The 15812-nt window shown below is 71.1% G+C and carries 15 protein-coding genes; 6 read left to right on the forward strand and 9 right to left on the reverse strand.

Annotation, left to right across the window (positions count from 1 at the left end; genetic code table 11):
- Positions 1-17: 17 nt before the first annotated feature.
- Genes ACIO52_RS05300 through ACIO52_RS05315 form a run of 4 tightly spaced genes read right to left on the reverse strand, consistent with a single transcriptional unit; the run spans position 18 to position 3061 of the window.
- Entirely contained in the window at positions 18-722 is a 705-nt protein-coding gene (locus tag ACIO52_RS05300) for an ESX secretion-associated protein EspG (RefSeq protein WP_218719954.1), read from the reverse strand.
- Complete coding sequence (locus ACIO52_RS05305; RefSeq protein ID WP_402641852.1) at positions 719-2056, reverse strand: hypothetical protein; 1338 nt, start codon at positions 2054-2056, stop codon at positions 719-721. Before ACIO52_RS05305 ends, ACIO52_RS05300 begins: the two co-directional genes overlap by 4 nt.
- Positions 2049-2438, reverse strand: coding sequence for a hypothetical protein (locus ACIO52_RS05310; RefSeq protein WP_342802378.1), 390 nt, complete (start codon positions 2436-2438; stop codon positions 2049-2051). Before ACIO52_RS05310 ends, ACIO52_RS05305 begins: the two co-directional genes overlap by 8 nt.
- A 17-nt stretch (positions 2439-2455) precedes the next feature.
- Positions 2456-3061: an alpha/beta hydrolase gene (locus ACIO52_RS05315; RefSeq protein ID WP_402641855.1), complete on the reverse strand. Its 606-nt coding sequence runs from the start codon at positions 3059-3061 to the stop codon at positions 2456-2458.
- A 179-nt stretch (positions 3062-3240) separates the two neighbouring features.
- On the opposite strand from ACIO52_RS05315, the gene ACIO52_RS05320 reads away from it, so the two are divergent.
- A complete protein-coding gene (locus ACIO52_RS05320) occupies positions 3241-4152 on the forward strand; it encodes a hypothetical protein (RefSeq protein ID WP_402641858.1) in 912 nt (303 codons plus the stop codon).
- A gap of 98 nt (positions 4153-4250) precedes the next feature.
- Here ACIO52_RS05320 and ACIO52_RS05325 read toward each other — a convergent pair whose 3' ends face one another.
- Complete coding sequence (locus ACIO52_RS05325) at positions 4251-5087, reverse strand: hypothetical protein (protein ID WP_402641861.1); 837 nt, start codon at positions 5085-5087, stop codon at positions 4251-4253.
- A 197-nt stretch (positions 5088-5284) separates the two neighbouring features.
- Here ACIO52_RS05325 and ACIO52_RS05330 point away from each other — a divergent pair, with 197 nt between their 5' ends.
- Both ACIO52_RS05330 and ACIO52_RS05335 read left to right on the forward strand, forming a co-directional pair.
- Entirely contained in the window at positions 5285-6457 is a 1173-nt protein-coding gene (locus tag ACIO52_RS05330) for an acyl-CoA dehydrogenase family protein (protein WP_218716239.1), read from the forward strand.
- A 9-nt stretch (positions 6458-6466) separates the two neighbouring features.
- Complete coding sequence (locus ACIO52_RS05335) at positions 6467-7594, forward strand: acyl-CoA dehydrogenase family protein (protein ID WP_402641864.1); 1128 nt, start codon at positions 6467-6469, stop codon at positions 7592-7594.
- A gap of 51 nt (positions 7595-7645) precedes the next feature.
- Here ACIO52_RS05335 and ACIO52_RS05340 read toward each other — a convergent pair whose 3' ends face one another.
- On the reverse strand, positions 7646-8260 hold the full coding sequence (locus ACIO52_RS05340; protein ID WP_402641867.1) for a hypothetical protein: 615 nt from the start codon (positions 8258-8260) through the stop codon (positions 7646-7648).
- 252 nt (positions 8261-8512) lie between these two features.
- On the opposite strand from ACIO52_RS05340, the gene ACIO52_RS05345 reads away from it, so the two are divergent.
- Positions 8513-8800 carry a hypothetical protein gene (locus ACIO52_RS05345; protein WP_342801630.1) on the forward strand — a complete coding sequence of 96 codons (288 nt, stop codon included), beginning with the start codon at positions 8513-8515 and terminating at the stop codon, positions 8798-8800.
- A gap of 53 nt (positions 8801-8853) precedes the next feature.
- A complete protein-coding gene (locus ACIO52_RS05350; RefSeq protein WP_402641870.1) occupies positions 8854-9690 on the forward strand; it encodes a GNAT family N-acetyltransferase in 837 nt (278 codons plus the stop codon).
- A 10-nt stretch (positions 9691-9700) separates the two neighbouring features.
- Here ACIO52_RS05350 and ACIO52_RS05355 read toward each other — a convergent pair whose 3' ends face one another.
- The 3 genes from ACIO52_RS05355 to ACIO52_RS05365 all read right to left on the reverse strand — a co-directional run bounded on the left by ACIO52_RS05355 (position 9701) and on the right by ACIO52_RS05365 (position 14893).
- Entirely contained in the window at positions 9701-11746 is a 2046-nt protein-coding gene (locus ACIO52_RS05355) for a protein kinase (RefSeq protein WP_402641873.1), read from the reverse strand.
- The gene (locus ACIO52_RS05360) at positions 11722-13536 is read right to left on the reverse strand and encodes a serine/threonine-protein kinase (RefSeq protein ID WP_218716243.1); all 1815 of its coding nucleotides are present in this window, start codon (positions 13534-13536) and stop codon (positions 11722-11724) included. Before ACIO52_RS05360 ends, ACIO52_RS05355 begins: the two co-directional genes overlap by 25 nt.
- Before the next feature lie 160 nt (positions 13537-13696).
- Positions 13697-14893, reverse strand: a complete 1197-nt coding sequence (locus tag ACIO52_RS05365; protein WP_308248343.1) for a serine/threonine-protein kinase — start codon at positions 14891-14893, stop codon at positions 13697-13699.
- 87 nt (positions 14894-14980) lie between these two features.
- Between ACIO52_RS05365 and ACIO52_RS05370 the strand changes: the two genes are divergently transcribed.
- A complete protein-coding gene (locus ACIO52_RS05370) occupies positions 14981-15751 on the forward strand; it encodes a deoxyribonuclease IV (protein ID WP_316575915.1) in 771 nt (256 codons plus the stop codon).
- Positions 15752-15812: the final 61 nt, after the last annotated feature.

Below are 15812 nucleotides of genomic sequence, written 5' to 3' on the forward strand. Positions count from 1 at the left end.
CCGCGCGGGCCGTCGCTCTAGGCGCTGCGCAGAAGCCGGCGCAGCCAGTCGGCGGCGAGTTCCGGTGTGGCGGGGGCGATGTCGACGCGATGGGCGGTGTGCACCAGGTAGCGGCCGTCGCCGGTGACATCGATCCAGGACAGCACGCCCGCCGGGGTGACTTCGTCGCCGGCGGCCACCAGGATCTGCCCGATGCCCGCACGGGGCCGTTGCAGCAGGCGCCGGACGCGGGCCGCGTCGGACGGTCCGGCCACGGGCGCGGTGACCAGGTCGCGACTGTCCTCGACGACGCGGGCGGTGAGCGCCGACAGCGGCGGGCCGGTGCCGGTCTTGCCGACGGGCATCCGCGCGAACACCTGGGCGGCGAAACGCCGTGTGCTGCCGACCTGGACGTGTATCGAGCCGCCCCGGTCCTCGGTGCGGCCCGGTTCCTGCACGGCCAGCACGGCCACGTCGTTGGTGACGGCGCCGAGCATCCGGACCGGCGCGCTCACCCGTCCGCACACCTCGACCCGGATCTCCGGCTCGGCCAGCACCCGCAGTGCCGCCGACAGGTCGGCGTCGAGGGTCGAGGCGCACCAGGCGTCCAGCGCGGGCTGGGCGGCGGCGCGTTCGGCGGTGTCCCTGGCCGAGGCGCGCACGGCGAGCGGATACGGGATCCGGTCGCCGTCGGTGCGCGCCCAGGCCAGCGCGAACTGGTCCGGCGTGAGGTGCCAGTTCACCCCCGCTCGGTCCACTCACCGAGCACGGCGGGACTGGTCGGCTCCATCTTGCCGATCAGGGCATTCACTTCGTCGGCGGGTTCCAGGTAGGTCGGCTCCTCGTCGAGGAAGCGCAGGAACTCGTCGTCGTCTTCCTCGTCGTCGTCCGGCGTGACCGGCGGGCGCGGGCCCGCGGGCGGCCGGGTCGTGTCGGAGGCCACCATGGCCCCGCCCAGCAGGCCGCCGATGGCGCCGGCGGTCATGCCCGCCGTCGCGTCGCCACTCGCCGCGACAACGTCCTGGCGGCCCTCGGTGGACGCCGAGGCAGTATCGGTGCTCGAGGCGGTGCCGGTGGCCTCGTCGTCCGGTGTGGGGCCGTCCGGTGTTGCGGCGGTGGAGGTCTCGTCGTCCGACCGGCCCGCGGCGGACCGGCGGCGGGCGCGCGGGTCGACCGAGGACAGGTACCCGGCGGGCGTCACCGGAACGGCGGAGGTCGGTCCGGCCGCCACGGTGCCGGCGGCGCCGACGGTCGCCGGTGCGGCAGGCACGCCCTGGGCGCCCGCCGCGGTGGTCGTCGTCGCGGACGCGGAAGCGACTGTCTGCGTACCGCTTCCGCCGCCGGTGTGCACGAAGGCCGCGGTCGTGCCGCTCCCGGCGCCGACCGCCCCCGCGGCGATCCCGTCGACGGCGGCGGGCTCGGACGTGGCGGCCACGGCCGACACGCCGGGCGCGGCGGCGGACGGTGCGCGCCCGGCGAGGCCGGTCGAGGCGACGGTGGGATCGCCTGCCCCGGGTTCGGTGGTGATCTCGGGGAACGACGGCACCCCCGACCCGGTCGGCACGAAAGCGCCGCCGTAGATCGTCTCCATCGCCCGCACCGCGTCGAGCCGGGCGTTCTCGGCCCGCCGCACGATCGCGGCGTTGTCGGTGGCCTGCTGGGAATCGAGCAGCGCGGCCGCCGGATCCGGTTGGGCGGCATCGGGTTCGGCGATCGCGGCGCGCACCGACTCGGCGGCATCGCCTGCCTGGCCGAGCCGGACCCCGACCGCGGTCAGCACGTCGGCGATCCGCCTGCCCGCCTGCTCGAAGTCGCGCACCGCGTCGATCGCCCGCTGGGCGGCACCGCCGCGCCAGCCGTCGGCGATGGCCGCGCCGATCTCGCCGTGCGCGTTCTCGACCTCGTCACCGAGCGCGGTCGAGGTGGTCAGGAACAACTCGCCCGCGGCGGACAGCGCCGCCGGATCGAGCTGTTGGACGGCCTGATGGATCTCGGCGTGCGAGAGGTTGTCGAACACCTCGACGACGGCGGCGTAGTCGGGATCGGTGCCGGGCACGCGGCCGGAGATGCTACGCATGGTCGGGCTCCTGCTTCGCGATCGACGCGGCCAGCGCCTGATCGCTGTCCTGATAGGCCGTCCCCGCGGCCCGGAAGACGGCGGCCAGCGCCCGCGCGGTGCTCGCGTAGGCGCGCAGCTGGGTGAGCGCGTCGGCCGCCTTGGTCTCGAATCCGCTGCGCAGCGCGGCACCCGAGGCCAGCCCGCCGAAGCCGGGGATCACCTCCGCCCCACCGAGGACCAGCAGCTGGGCGTCGACCGCGTCGGCCAGGCGCTCGTAGCGCTGGGCGCAACGCTCCGGCGCGCCGTCGGCGACGAGCAGGCCGTCGATCCACAGCCCACCGTCGTCCACGGCCCGGCCGAGTGCCGCCGTATCCGGCAGGCCTGTTCGATTCGGTTGCACCGTTCCCCCTTCGTCGTTCATCGCGCCGTGGTGAGCACCCACTGCGCGATATCGGACGCCACGCGCTGCTGCACCGGTTCGTGCAACAGGTCGTGTCCCGCGTCGGCGTACTCGCGCAAATCTACCGATCCGTGCCGTGCTGTCCATAGCCGGACCGCATCGATCGGCGCCCGCCGGTCGTCGGCGCCGTGCACCGCCAGCACCGCCAGACGCGGGTCCGGTGCGATCTCGGTGGCCCGGCGCGGGGTACCGCAGACGACCAACCCGGCCACGTCGCCGGGGCGTTCGGCGGCGACGGCGAGCGCGGTGACCGCGCCCAGCGAATGGCCCATGAGCACCGGCGCCGCGACGCCCGCCGCGGCGACCTCGGCGAGCAGCCCGGCGGCATCGGCGGCGAGTTCGGCGACGGTGCCGGGCGCGGCCGGATCGCCCTCGCTCAGGCCCTGGCCCGCGGTGTCCAGCGTCCACAGCTCGATTCCGCCGGGGCGCAGCAGATCGGCGAAGCGGTGATAGTGCCCGCTGTGCTGGCCGGTGCCGGGCAACAGCACCAGCGTCGCGGCGACACGCCGCACCGGCCACCGCCGGTAGTGCAGCCGGCCACGGGCGCTGTCGAAGTAGGGCACCGACCGATTATGACGGCCGGACGAATTGTCGTGCGCTACAGGAGCAGTGCGCGCGGACCGGCGTTGTGCACGATGCGTGGTACCGGCGCGATCGGTTGCGCAGTGTGGACACCCCACTACCGGTTGGTAGCCGTTAGACTTTCGCGCGTCGAGCTGGGTCAACAGAGTCGAGGTCTGCCATGTCGTTCCGCCGTTGCGTCGCCCACGTTGTCGTCGGCGCGGCCGTCGTGACCACCGCCTCGCTCGGCACGGGCACCGCGGGCGCGGCGCCGGTGGCCGAGTGCGGCCGGGCGGGCCAGGACGTCGCGATCCGCTCGAGCGTGCCGCTGCTGGACTGGTCGGAGAACTTCGGCCTCGACGGCGCGGGGAACCTGTGGGTCGCCCGGGTCATGCGCGGTGAGGTGCAGCGTTACGACCGCGAGGGCAGACTGACCGCCACCGTCGCGGTGCCATCGCCCGGCGCTGTCCGCCTCGGCCCCGACGGGTTGCTCTACGTGGTCACCGGGAACTCGCCGCTGTCGGGTGCGGGCGAGATCGTCCGTTTCGACCCCGAGGCCGCGACTCCGGTGCCGACCCCGTTCGCCACCGGCTTCACCCAGCCCAACGGCGCCGCCTTCGACGCCGACGGCAACCTCTATGTCACCGCGGGCAACGGCGTGCACCGGCTGCGCCGCGACGGCAGCGAGGACATGGAGTGGTGGGCCGCGGTGAAGGTCGACGGGCCCAACGGTGTTGTCGTGGCCGGTGATTCGGTCTATGTCACCGCCAACTTCGTCGCCACCGGTGGCGCGCCGGTCGGCCGGGTCCTGCGGCTGTCGCGCTCCAATCCCGCCGACAGCGTCACGGTCGCCGACCTGACGTCCTTCGGCACCCTGCCCGATTTCGTCGACGACCTGGTCGTCCGCGACGGCGCGCTCTACGTCACCACGCTGGCCGGACACCTCGTCCGCGTCGATCCCAGGACGGGCGCCACCTGCACCGTTCTCGCGACCCAGCCGCTGACCGCGGTCGTCGCCGACCCCGCCGATCCCACGGCACTGCTGGCCGGTTCCGAGGAAGGGACCGTGCTCCGCATCCGTCCGCTGGGCTGAACCGAACCGGCGGCACCATACCTGTTGACGCCCAAGGCTCCCCACGTGTCGCCGCGCGGAATCCACCGCCACGACGAGCCGGGGTCGTTGTGGGGAAATCAGCCGCCCACGGTGAGCGCGGACGGCGGGTTCTGCGGCGCGGGCGCCGGCGTGGTCCGCGGTGCTTCGGCGGGTGCGGGAGCCGGGGCGGGAGCGGGGGTCTCCGGGGCGGGCGCCTGCGACCTCGGCGCACCCGAGGACGACTCACCCGAGCCGGGGCTGGTGGCCTGCGGTTCGGGCGCGGGCGGCGCCGCGGGCGCCTCGGTGGCCTGGACCGGCAGATCCGGGACGACGAACGTGCCGACGGTCGGCGTCATCACGCAGCGCGCGCCCGGGTAGTCGATGGTGCCCCACATCGACGCGATCACGGTGCCCGCGCCACTGTGCACGGTCTTGGCCAGCGACGGCAGCTGGAACTCGGTCTGGTCGTCGAGCGGGACGATGCCGCTCTGGCCGGTGTTCACATTCACCCAGGCCACGCTCAGGCCGGACGCCAGCGCGAAGCCGGTGTGCCGCGGGCTGGCGCTGAACCGGATGTCGCCGGGGGCCATGCTGGTCTCGGTGCGTGGGCCGGGGCCCTCGAAGGTGGCGGCGGCGATGATCGTGGTGATCGGGCCGTTGCTGCCGCAGCCGAAGGTCGGCGCCGCGTAGCTGAAGGGGATGAACTGCGCGGAGATGTCGCGCAGCCGGTCGCTGCCGACGATCTCGGTGAAGCTGTCGAGCGCGCGGACGCCCGCCTGCGCGGCGGTGTCCTCGCCCGCGATCTCGGACAGGTGGGCGATGCCCTCGTCGAGCGGGGTGGGGGTCGCGCCGGCGGTCGTGGCCAGCAGTGCCAGCGCGCCGATGCTCGCCGCGGTGACCGCCGCTGCCCTGCCTGCGATGGATCTGCCGTTCACCCGTGACTCCTCGTGGATGTTCGAGGCCGGTTCCCCGGCTCGTCTGGCAACGTACCAGGTCGACGGTGGGGTCGCCGAGCCACCGGCGGGTGCGGCGCCACGGGCGCTGAACACGGGCGGGTGTGATGTAGTCGACACTGGCGTTTACTCGGGGGTAGGTTTTTCTCGACGGCTACCAACCACGCTGGGAGACCCGGATGAAGTTAGCCCTTTCCTCTGATGAGGTCGCCTTCCGCGACGAGCTCCGGCATTTCTACAAGACCGAGATTCCGGTCGAGATCCGTGACCGCGTCAAGTACGGCCACGAGCTGTCCCGCGACGACATCGTCACCGCGAACAAGATCCTCAACGACCACGGCCTGGCCGTGCCGAACTGGCCGGTGGCCTGGGGCGGCAAGGACTGGACGCCGATGCAGCGCCATCTGTGGCTCGACGAGATGCAGCTGGCCTCGGTCCCCGAGCCACTGACCTTCAACGCCTCGATGGTCGGCCCGGTGATCGCCCAGTTCGGGTCCGAGGAGCTCAAGCAGCGCTTCCTGCCGCCGACCGCGGCGCTCGACATCTGGTGGTGCCAGGGCTTCTCCGAGCCCGACGCCGGGTCCGACCTGGCTTCGCTGCGCACTACCGCGGTCCGCGACGGCGATTCCTACATCGTCAACGGCCAGAAGATCTGGACCACGCTCGGCCAGTACGCCGACTGGATCTTCTGCCTGGTGCGCACCGACCCGAACGCGCCCAAGAAGCAGGCGGGTATCTCCTTCCTGCTCTTCGACGTGAAATCGCCCGGTGTCACCATGCGCCCGATCAAGCTGATCGACGGCAGCTACGAGGTGAACGAGGTCTTCTTCGAAAACGTCCGGGTGCCCGCCGATCAGCTGGTCGGCGAGGAGAACCAGGGCTGGACCTACGCCAAGTTCCTGCTCGGCAACGAGCGCACCAGCATCACCGGTGTCGGCAAGACCAAGGTCAAGATCGGGCTCGCGAAAGACTATGCGCGCCAGACCAGGACCGGCCACGGCACGCTGCTCGAGGACCCGGTGTTCGCGGCCAGGGTGGCCGAGCTGGAGAACGAGCTGCTCGCCCTGGAACTCACCCAGCTGCGGGTGGTCTCCAATTCCGCCGACGGCAAACCGAATCCGGCCTCCTCGGTGCTGAAGCTGCGCGGTTCGGAGCTCCAGCAGGCGGCCACCGAACTGCTGCTCGACATCGCCGGCGCCGACGCGCTTCCGGTCGACGCCGAGGGCATCGCCTCGCCCGCCTGGGCCCAGCACACCGGCCCCGGCTATCTGAACTACCGCAAGGTCACCATCTACGGAGGCTCGAGCGAGGTCCAGCGCTCGATCGTGTCCTCCACGATCCTCGGATTGTGAGGCGCTGACATGGATCTCGAACTCACCGAAGAACAGACGATGCTGCGCGACACCGTGCGCGAACTGCTGCACCGGTTCTACGACGGCGAGGCGCTGGCCAAGGCGGGCGAGACCGACCCCGGCTGGAACCGCACGGTGTGGAAGCAGCTCGCCGATCTGGGCGTGCTCGGCCTGACCATCGACGAGGACGACGGCGGCGTCGGCGCGAGCCCGGTCGAGGTGATGCTGGTGCAGGAGGAGCTCGGTCGCGCGCTCGCCCCGGAACCGGTGCTCGACGCGGTGGTGATCCCGGCGGAGCTGCTGAAGCTGACCGGCAGCGCCGAGCAGCGTGGTCGGCTGCTGCCCGCGCTCGCCGCGGGGGAGAAGCTGCTGGCCTTCGCCCACGCCGAGCCCGGTCAGCGCTGGCCCTCGACCGAGATCACCACGGCCGCCGCCGCGCAGGGCGACGGCTACACCCTGACCGGCGTCAAGAACCCGGTGCTGCGTGGCGATGTCGCCGATGAGCTGATCGTCAGCGCGGTGCTGCCCGGCGGCGGCACCGGCCTGTTCCTGGTGGACCCGGCCGGGACCGGGGTGACCAAGCGCGCCTACCGCACCTTCGACGGCAGGCGCGGCGCGCAGTTCGATTTCGACGGCGCCGCCGGTGAGCTGTTGGGCGACACCGTCGACGCGGCCGAGCAGATCGCGCTGGTGCAGGGGTACGCGCAGGCGGCGCTGTGCGCGGAATCGGTCGGGGCGATGGAGATCGCGCTGACCCTGACCACCGAGTACCTCAAGACCCGCAAGCAGTTCGGCGTCACGCTGTCGAAGTTCCAGACGCTGACCCAGCGCGCCGCCGACTGCTACGTCTCCCTCGAGCTGGCCCGCAGCATGAGCCTGTTCGCGACGGCGGCGCTGGCCGATGGCGGCAACGATCCGGTGGTGGCCTCACGGGCGCGGTTGCAGGTCGGCAAGTCGGCCGAACATATCGGGCAGGAGGCGATCCAGATGCACGGCGGCATCGGCGTCACGGCGGAGTATCCGGTGAGCCACTACGTCGCCCGGCTCACCGCGATCGGGCAGACGCTCGGTGGGGCGCTGGAACATCGGCGGATTCTGGCCGACCGGGTCGGCAGCTACGACCTGCCGGAGCTGTAGCGCGTCGACCGCGACGGTGCGTGCCCCGGTCGGGTGCGCACCGTCGCTGTGTCAGCGCTCGTCGTCGGTCGTCGTCGGGGTGGCCGTGGTGGTCGGCTTTTCGGTGGTGACCACCGGTGTCGGGGTGGCGCCGGTGTCGGCGGGGGCGACGGGCGCGACGGTGGTGGTGTTGTCGTGGGAATGCGTCGTCGGATAGTCCGGCTCGGCGGCTTCTTCGTCGTCGACTGTCGGCCGGATCCGCGGCGGGGTGGTGAGGGTCGGGATCGGCCGGGTGGTGGTGCTCGGCGTGGTCGTGTGGTCGTCGGACGTGGTCGTGGGCGGCCGCGATTCGGTGGTCGGCTCCGACGGCCTGGACTCGGTGGTCTCGCCCTCGGCGGGCGGCTCCGACGGCGAGGTCTCGGTGGAGCTGAGGCTGAACGGCTTGCGCGGCGACATGTACGGGGCGATCCGCCAGGTGGGGGAGGGCGGGATCGACACCCGGGTGGTCGTCGTGGTGGTCTCGTCGGCGATCCGGGCGGGCGCGGCGGCCAGATCGGCGTTCAGCGGCGGCGGCGGAACGTAGACATCCTGCTGTCCGACACCGCAGGCACCGATGATGATCAGTCCGAGCGATACCGCGCCAACAGCGATTGCCGGACCTACGAGCTTGGTCCTGCTGTCATCCATCGCGTGCACTCCTCGTCGGCTTCGAGTCGCCTCACAGTAGTGCAGGTCGGGGCAAACAGCCTATCTTAAACATTATTGATTCAGATATCGGATTGATTTCGTCAGCGTGTCGCGGGGACGTGTCGCGCGCGATCGGCGTCGCCGAGTCGTAGCGTGTGTGAGCAAAGTTACGCATGAGACGCCCGGAACGAACCCCGACGCGCGATGTCTGCGCGAAGCAAGAATCTGATCGGCGTCATCGAGGAGAATCTGATGGGAGCTTACTCGACACCCCGGCTGGAAACCGCAGCGGCGAACAGTGATTCGGCCGCCGTGGCAAATGTTCAGCACGCACTGTCGAACCCGCCGGGCAACCGCGCTCTCGCGGTCGTCGCACGGGTCATGGGCTGGTTGTTCTTCGTCGGCGGACTCGTCGGCGCCGGGCTCGGCATCGCCGGCCTGCATGTGGAGATCACCGTCGCGGGCCTGATCCTGGCCTGCACCGCGGGCCTCATCCTGCTGAAGCTGCGCACGGATCGTGACGCGCGCGAAAAGGACTGAGTAGCCGAAAAATCCAGCTGCGATCCGCCGATCGACGACCTACCGTCGATGGCGTGCGTATCGACATCACCGGCGACGCCGCCCACTTCCTGGCCGACGCGGAGGAATTTCTCCGTCTAGACCCCTTGCGGCATACAGTGATCGCCACCGCTGCCGCCAACCAGCTCGGCGGCCGGGCAGGTGGCGCGGCGACGCGATTCCTGATGGTGCGCGATGACGCGTCCCGCGTCGTCGGTGTCGCCACGAGTGCCTTCGGCGGGCGGGTGTACCTCGGCGAACTGCCCGCGCACAGTATCTCGGCGGTGGCCGAGGCCTTCCTCGCCGACGAACCCGCGTTGATCAGCGTCGAAGGTGTCGCGGCCGCGGCGCAGGCCTTCGCCCGGCACTGGACGACTGTCGCCGGTGGCTCCTTCGCCGCGCTGTACTCGGCGCGGCTGTTCCGGCTCGGAATCTTGTCCGTGCCCGACGCTCCCGGCAAGCCACGTCTGGCCACGGCGGCCGATCTGCCCGTGTGCAAGACCTTCGTAGAGGCCTTCTATGCCGAAATCGGTGACCCGCCGCGCCTGGACGAGGCGGGCATGCGGAACCGGATCGAGTCCGGTCTGTGGTGGTTGTGGGAACGCGACGGCGAACCGGTGGCGTTCGTCGCCCGGCAGACCGAGATCCTGGGCTGGGCCAGAGTCGGGCCCGTCTACACGCCACCGCAACGGCGTGGCAACGGCTTCGCCAGCGCGCTCACCGCGGCCGTCTCCGGTGTCATCCGGGCGGAGGGCGCCGACGTCTGTCTGTTCACCGATCTGGCCAACCCGACCTCGAACAAGATCTACCAGGCCATCGGCTTCGAGCCCGTGCGCGACTTCGTCCACTACACCCTGAGCGCCGCGGGCTAGGGCGCGCCGCTCAGGTCAGCGGCGCGGCCTGCCACCACGCGAGCATCTGCGCCTCGTCGGCGATGAAACCGCGGCTGTACATGAGCATCGCGGCGCGGTCCGGGTCGGCATCGAAGCGGGTGACCATGCGCGGGGACCTCGGCTGGCTGCCGTGCAGGACGAAGTTGGTGTAGCTGTGTCCGGTGTGCGTCGCGGCGCGGGCGTCGTTGGCAGGCAGCGCCGCGACCGCCTGCTTCGCCTCCTCGGCGGAGGGATAGAGGAAGAACTCGTAGGACGCCTTGTTGCCGCCGCCGAAGCAGTGCCACATGACCAGCCAGTCGCCCATGTCGGCATCGTCGTCGTCGCGGCTGGCGGAGGCGCGGTCGTAGGCGAAGCAGCCGGCGTTGCCCAGCCCGGAGCCCGCGTGCACCAGAGTGCTCGCGCTCGTCTGCGGGAGCATGCGCGGGAACTGCTCACTGAGCTGGGCGGCGTTCGCGCCGATGACCTTGCGGTCGCTGGTGGTCGGCGTGGTGCTCGACGGGCGCTGGGCGGCGGAGGTGGTGGTGGGCGCCGGGGTTTCGGTGGTCTCGACCGGCGGCGCGCTCGACGTGGTGTCGTCCGGACCGCTCAGCACGTTCACGATCATCCAGATCACCAGCCCGAGCAGGATGATCAGCGCGGCCCAGCCCACCGGCGACGCCTGCCAGCGCGACTCCCGCTTGCGGCCGAGGTAGTCGTCGGCGATCTTCGATCGAGCGCCCTCGGCACGCGGCGCACCGTCGCGCGGACGCTCGGCCGCCCCGTTCGCGGAGCCGCCCTGCCACGACCGCGGCATCCCCGATGCGGGCGATGGCTGCCCGCCCGCCCACGACGGTTGTTGCGCGCCGGGCCACGACGGCTGGGGGCTCCCCGGCGACGAAGACTGTTGCGCGCCAGGCCAGGAGGGCTGTGGGATGCCGGGCGACGAAAGCTGCTGTGCCCCCGGCCAGGACGGTTGCTGGATGCCGGGCGACGATGCCTGGTGACCGCTCGGCCACGACGGCTGCCGCAGCCCCGGCGCGGACTGCGCGCCCGACCAGGACGGGTTACCCGCTCCGGGAAGGGAATTCGGCCCGGATACCCCGTTTCCGGCGATCGGGAATCCCGGAGCCGGGGTGAACGGTGAGTTCGGTGGATACGTCCTGGTCTGCGCCGAGGTCGGGAACGGTTGTCCCGCACCGGGATCGGCCAGCGCCTGTCCGGCGGCGGCGGCGAATTCGGCGCAGGTGGCGAAGCGCTCGTCGGGCCGTTTGGCCATGCCGCGGGCGATCACCGCGTCCAAGGCCGCGGGCAGCTCGGCGCGCAGCGCGCTGGCGCGGGGCGGCGGCTGTTGCAGGTGGCCCTGGATCACCGTGACCGGGTTGCTCGCCTCGAACGGCGTGGTGCCGGTGAGCAGCCGGAACAGGGTGCAGGCCAGCGAGTACTGGTCGGCGCGACCGTCCAGCGCGATGCCGGAGAGCTGTTCGGGCGAGGCGAAAGCGAGCGTGGCGGTAAAGGTTCCGGTCTGGGTGAGCTTGGCGGCGTTGTCGTCGTGCAGGCGCGCGATGCCGAAGTCGGTGAGGTAGACGCGTTCCGCGCCGTCGACCGGTTCGATCAGGATGTTGGCCGGCTTCACGTCGCGGTGCAGCACGCTGCGGCTGTGCGCGAAGTCCAGCGCCGCGGCGGTTTCGGCGACGATGCGCACCGCCCGTGCCGCTGCGACCGGGGCGGGCAGCGAGGCCGCGTCGGCGCCGTCGATGTAGCGCATCGAGATCCACAGCTGGTTGTTCTCGACGCCGCGGTCGTAGACGGTGACGATATTGGGATGCTCGAGCTGCGCGACCAGATCGGCTTCGCGCTCGAACCTGGCCCGGATCTCGGTGTCGTCGAACAGTTCCCGGTTCAGCAGCTTCATCGCGGTGCGCCGGGGCAAGCGCGGATGCCGCGCCAGATACACCGAGCCCATGCCGCCGCGGCCGAGCAGCCGCTCGATGGTGTATCCGGCGAAGACGTCGTTCTCGTCGAGCATCGACATCAGTTGAGCGGGGCCGAACGCCACCAGCGCAGTACCTCGTCGGCCTTGCCGTAGCCGTCGGTGAACATCAGGAACTGCGCGCGATCGGGGTCACCGGTGAACTGGGTGATGATCTTGTTCCCGTTGTCGGTGTACTTGTAGTTGGTGTACTGCTTGCCGCCGTTGGTGTCCACCGACTTGGTGTTGGTCGGCAGGCCGTCGATCACCGCCTGCACGTCGGCGGCCGAGTTGTAGACGTAGATCCGGTAGAACGGATCGTCGCCCCCGCTGCCGCCGCCGTCGTAGCAGCGCCACTGCCAGGCCCAGGAACCGAAGTCGGGGTCGCCGTCGTTGGGCGAGGGCGTGTAGCTGGAGTCGGTCTCCCAGCAGGAGGCGCCGTTGTAGCCGGTGTCGCCGTCGACATTCGCGGGCACCATCCGGCCGAACTCGGCGCTGATGGCGTCGGCGTTCGGGGTGACGTGCTTGCCCACCGCCGCGCTGGTCGTCGTGGAGCCGCCGCCGCCGGAATCGTCGCCGCCGACCGCGATGCCGATGCCGATCAGCAGCGCGAGCACCACGACCACGGCGACGACGATGCCGACGATCAGTCCGGTATTCGACTTCGACGGCGGTCGCGGGCCCTGCGGGTACTGGGTGAAGTTGTTCGTCGGCGGCCGCGGCGGTCCGGGCGGCGTCGGGTACTGCGGCCGGGACTGCTGGGTGTAGGGGTGCTGCGTCGCGGCGCCACCGGTCAGCGGTGAGGGCGACTGGTTGGCCATCGGGCCGGCCGTCATCGGACCGACGGTCATCGGACCGCCGGTCATCGGGCCCTGGGTGGCGGTGCCCATCGGGCCCCCGGTCATCGGGCCCTGCCCGGCAAGCGGATACGGCGACCCGGTCTGCGGGATCGCGCCGCCGGTCGTCGGGCGCGGACCACCGGTCACCGGGATCGCGCCGCCCGTGGTCGGACGCTGGCCGACGATCGGCAGCGCGGGCGCGCTCGGGTTGTTGAGCGCGGTGATCGCGGCGTTCGCGAAATCCGAACAGGAGTCGAAACGGTCGTCGGGGCGCTTGGCCATGGCCTTGGCCAGCACACCGTCGAGCGCGTAGGACAGCCCCGGCCGCACACTGCTCAGCGGCGGCGGCGGTTGCTGGAGGTGGCCCTGGATGACGGCGGCCGGATTGGTGGCCGCGAACGGCCCCGACCCGGTGAACAGCCAGAACAGCGTGCAGGCCAGCGAGTACTGGTCGGAGCGGTGATCCAGTGAGGCGCCGGTCAGCTGCTCGGGGGAGGCGTAGGCCAGGGTCGCGGTGAAGGTGCCGGTCTGGGTGAGATGACCGGTGTCATCACGCAGCCGGGCGATGCCGAAGTCGGTGAGGTAGACCCGTTCGCCGCGGCCCGCGCCGGAGCGGGCGAGCAGGATGTTGGCCGGTTTCACGTCCCGGTGCAGCACGCCCATGCCGTGCGCGTAGTCCAGGGCGTCGGCGGTCTCCTTGACGATCTGCAGCGCGCGGGCGGGCGGCAGCGTCTGCGGGTCCACCGAGGCAGCGTCGATGCCGTCGATGAACTGCATCGAGATCCACAGCTGTTCGTCGTCGAGTCCGCGGTCGTAGACGGTGACGATGTTCGGGTGATCCAGGCGCGAGACCAGATCCGCCTCCCGTTCGAATCGCGCCCGCACCTCCTGATCGAAGAACATCTCGCGGTTGAGCAACTTCAGCGCCGTCATCCGCGGCAGGCGCGGGTGCTTGGCCAGATAGACCGAACCCATGCCACCACGGCCGAGCTGCCGTTCGATGACGTAGCCGGCGAAGACATCTCCGTTGGCCAGCATGTCTGCTCCACTTCCCGCCGTGCGCCGGGACCCACCAGCGCACGCGCGTACAGCAAGAAAGCCGCGGCCGGGTGGCCCGCCACGGAAAATTCAACGAAACCTTAGCAGTCGGTGACCGCGCGGACGGTGGCCAGCGAAGCGACCGACCAGGATGCCCCGATCACGGTGGTCGCCGTGATCGGGGCGGCACGATATAGCCGGGATGGTTACGGCCGCCGGGGAAATCGATGGTGCCCGGCCGCTGGTTGCCGCGCCGCGGGGGAACGACGGTGCCGCCGGTCGCCGGGTGCGGTGTGGGCGGATACGGAGGGGCGGGCGGCGACGGTGGCGGCGCCTGGGGATGCGGCTGGGCCGGCGTCGTCGGCGAAGCGTGCGGATACGGCCGCGGCGGCGTGGCCGGTCGTGAATAGGGCTGCTGTGGATACTGTTCGCGAGCGCGCAGCACCACCCCGGTCGCGGTCTGCTGATGCTGTTGGTGCTGCCATGGGCCGGGGACCGCGTACAGCGCGGCCCTGGCGGCCTGGGCGAACTCCGCGCAGCTGTCGTAACGCGCACCCGGCTGTTTCGCGGTGGCTCTGGCCAGCACGGTGTCCAGGGTCGACGGCAGGTCGGGACGCAGGCTGCGCAGCGGCGGCACCGGCTTGCTCATGTGCGCCTGGATCACCGCCGCCGGGTTGGGGCCCGGGAACGGCACGGTTCCGGTCAGCATCCAGAACAGCGTGCAGGCCAGCGAGTACTGGTCGGCGCGGTGATCCAGCGGTGCCCCGGCGAGATGTTCCGGCGCCGCGTAGGCCAGGGTGGCGGTGATGCTGCCCGCCGAGGACAGCGTCGTCTCGCTGTCGCGCACGGCCGCGATCCCGAAGTCGGTGAGCACCACCCGTTCCGGGCGCCCGATCGGCGGCTTGGCGAGCAGGATGTTGGCCGGTTTCACGTCCCGGTGCAGGACACCGCTCGCGTGCGCGAAATCCAGCGCCGTCGCGGTCTCGGCGGCGATCTGTACGGCGCGGCCCGGCGTCAGCACGTTGACATCGGCGGTCGCCACGTCGGTCCCCGCCACGAACTGCATGGAGATCCACAGCTGGTCGTCGTCGTTGCCGCGGTCGTAGACGTTGACGATGTTCGGGTGCTCGAGCTGGGCCACCAGGTCGGCTTCGCGCTCGAAGCGGTGGCGGATCTCGTCGTCGGCGGACAGGTCGCGGCTGAGCAGCTTGAGCGCGGTGAGCCGGGGCAGACGGGGGTGCCGGGCCAGGTAGACCACGCCCATGCCGCCGTGGCCGAGCACGCGCCGGATCGTGTACCCGGCGAACACGTCGCCTTTGCGCAACACCGCGAAGTCACCCCCTCCAGGGCAGAGCACCCGTCGAAATTCTACCGATGTATCTCCTGACGCCCCCGCTTCGCAACATCCGCCGATGCTGTCGGTGCCGCGGATTAGGGTGGCGTCATGCGCATTGGAGCACACGTTCGCGACGAGAGCGATCCGATCGGCTTCGGCGAGAAGCTCGGCGCCGAGGTCATCCAGCTGTTCGTGGTCGATCCGCAGAGCTGGGACAAACCGCAGCCGCACCCCAAGGCCGCCGAGATCCTGGCCAGCCCGATCGACGTCGTCGTGCACTCGTCCTATCAGATCAATGTGGCCAGCCTGAACAACCGGCTGCGGATGCCCTCGCGCAACGCGGTCGCCCAGCAGGCGAAGGCCGCCGCCGACCTCGGCGCGTTCGGCCTGGTCGTGCACGGCGGGCATGTGCGCTCCGACACCGAGCTCGACACCGGAATCGATAACTGGCGCAAGCTGTTCGAACGTCAGCAGGACAAGGGCGGCTTCGCGGTGCCGATCCTGATCGAGAACACCGCGGGCGGCAATCACGCGATGGCCAGGCACTTCGACTCCATCGCGCGGCTGTGGGACGCGGTCGGCGACTACGGCGCCGGCTTCTGCCTCGACACCTGCCACGCCTGGGCGGGCGGCGAGGAACTGGTGGGTGTCGTCGAGCGGATCAAGGCCATCACCGGGCGCATCGACCTGGTCCACCTCAACTCCTCGCGGGACGAGTTCGACTCCGGCGCCGACCGCCACGCCAACTTCGCCGACGGCACCATCGACCCGCAGCTGCTGGCCGAGGTCTGCCGCACGGCGGGCGCCCCGGTCATCCTGGAGACCCCGGCCGAGGGCGTCGCCGAAGACCTCGCCTACCTGCGGGAGAACCTGGGCTGACGGTTCCGATCACCCGGAGGGAAAACCTGTCTGTCGAACGGATTTCGCGGTGTGCTTGACG

It is taken from the genome of Nocardia sp. NPDC087230 (assembly GCF_044744725.1).
GTDB lineage: Bacteria > Actinomycetota > Actinomycetes > Mycobacteriales > Mycobacteriaceae > Nocardia > Nocardia canadensis.

Coding starts and splice junctions, on each gene's coding strand:
- ACIO52_RS05305 (WP_402641852.1), bottom strand. CDS start 2,056: ATGCGTAGCATCTCCGGCCGCGTGCCCGGCACCGATCCCGACTACGCC.
- ACIO52_RS05320 (WP_402641858.1), top strand. CDS start 3,241: ATGTCGTTCCGCCGTTGCGTCGCCCACGTTGTCGTCGGCGCGGCCGTC.
- ACIO52_RS05330 (WP_218716239.1), top strand. CDS start 5,285: ATGAAGTTAGCCCTTTCCTCTGATGAGGTCGCCTTCCGCGACGAGCTC.
- ACIO52_RS05335 (WP_402641864.1), top strand. CDS start 6,467: ATGGATCTCGAACTCACCGAAGAACAGACGATGCTGCGCGACACCGTG.
- ACIO52_RS05340 (WP_402641867.1), bottom strand. CDS start 8,260: ATGGATGACAGCAGGACCAAGCTCGTAGGTCCGGCAATCGCTGTTGGC.
- ACIO52_RS05345 (WP_342801630.1), top strand. CDS start 8,513: ATGGGAGCTTACTCGACACCCCGGCTGGAAACCGCAGCGGCGAACAGT.
- ACIO52_RS05360 (WP_218716243.1), bottom strand. CDS start 13,536: ATGCTGGCCAACGGAGATGTCTTCGCCGGCTACGTCATCGAACGGCAG.
- ACIO52_RS05370 (WP_316575915.1), top strand. CDS start 14,981: ATGCGCATTGGAGCACACGTTCGCGACGAGAGCGATCCGATCGGCTTC.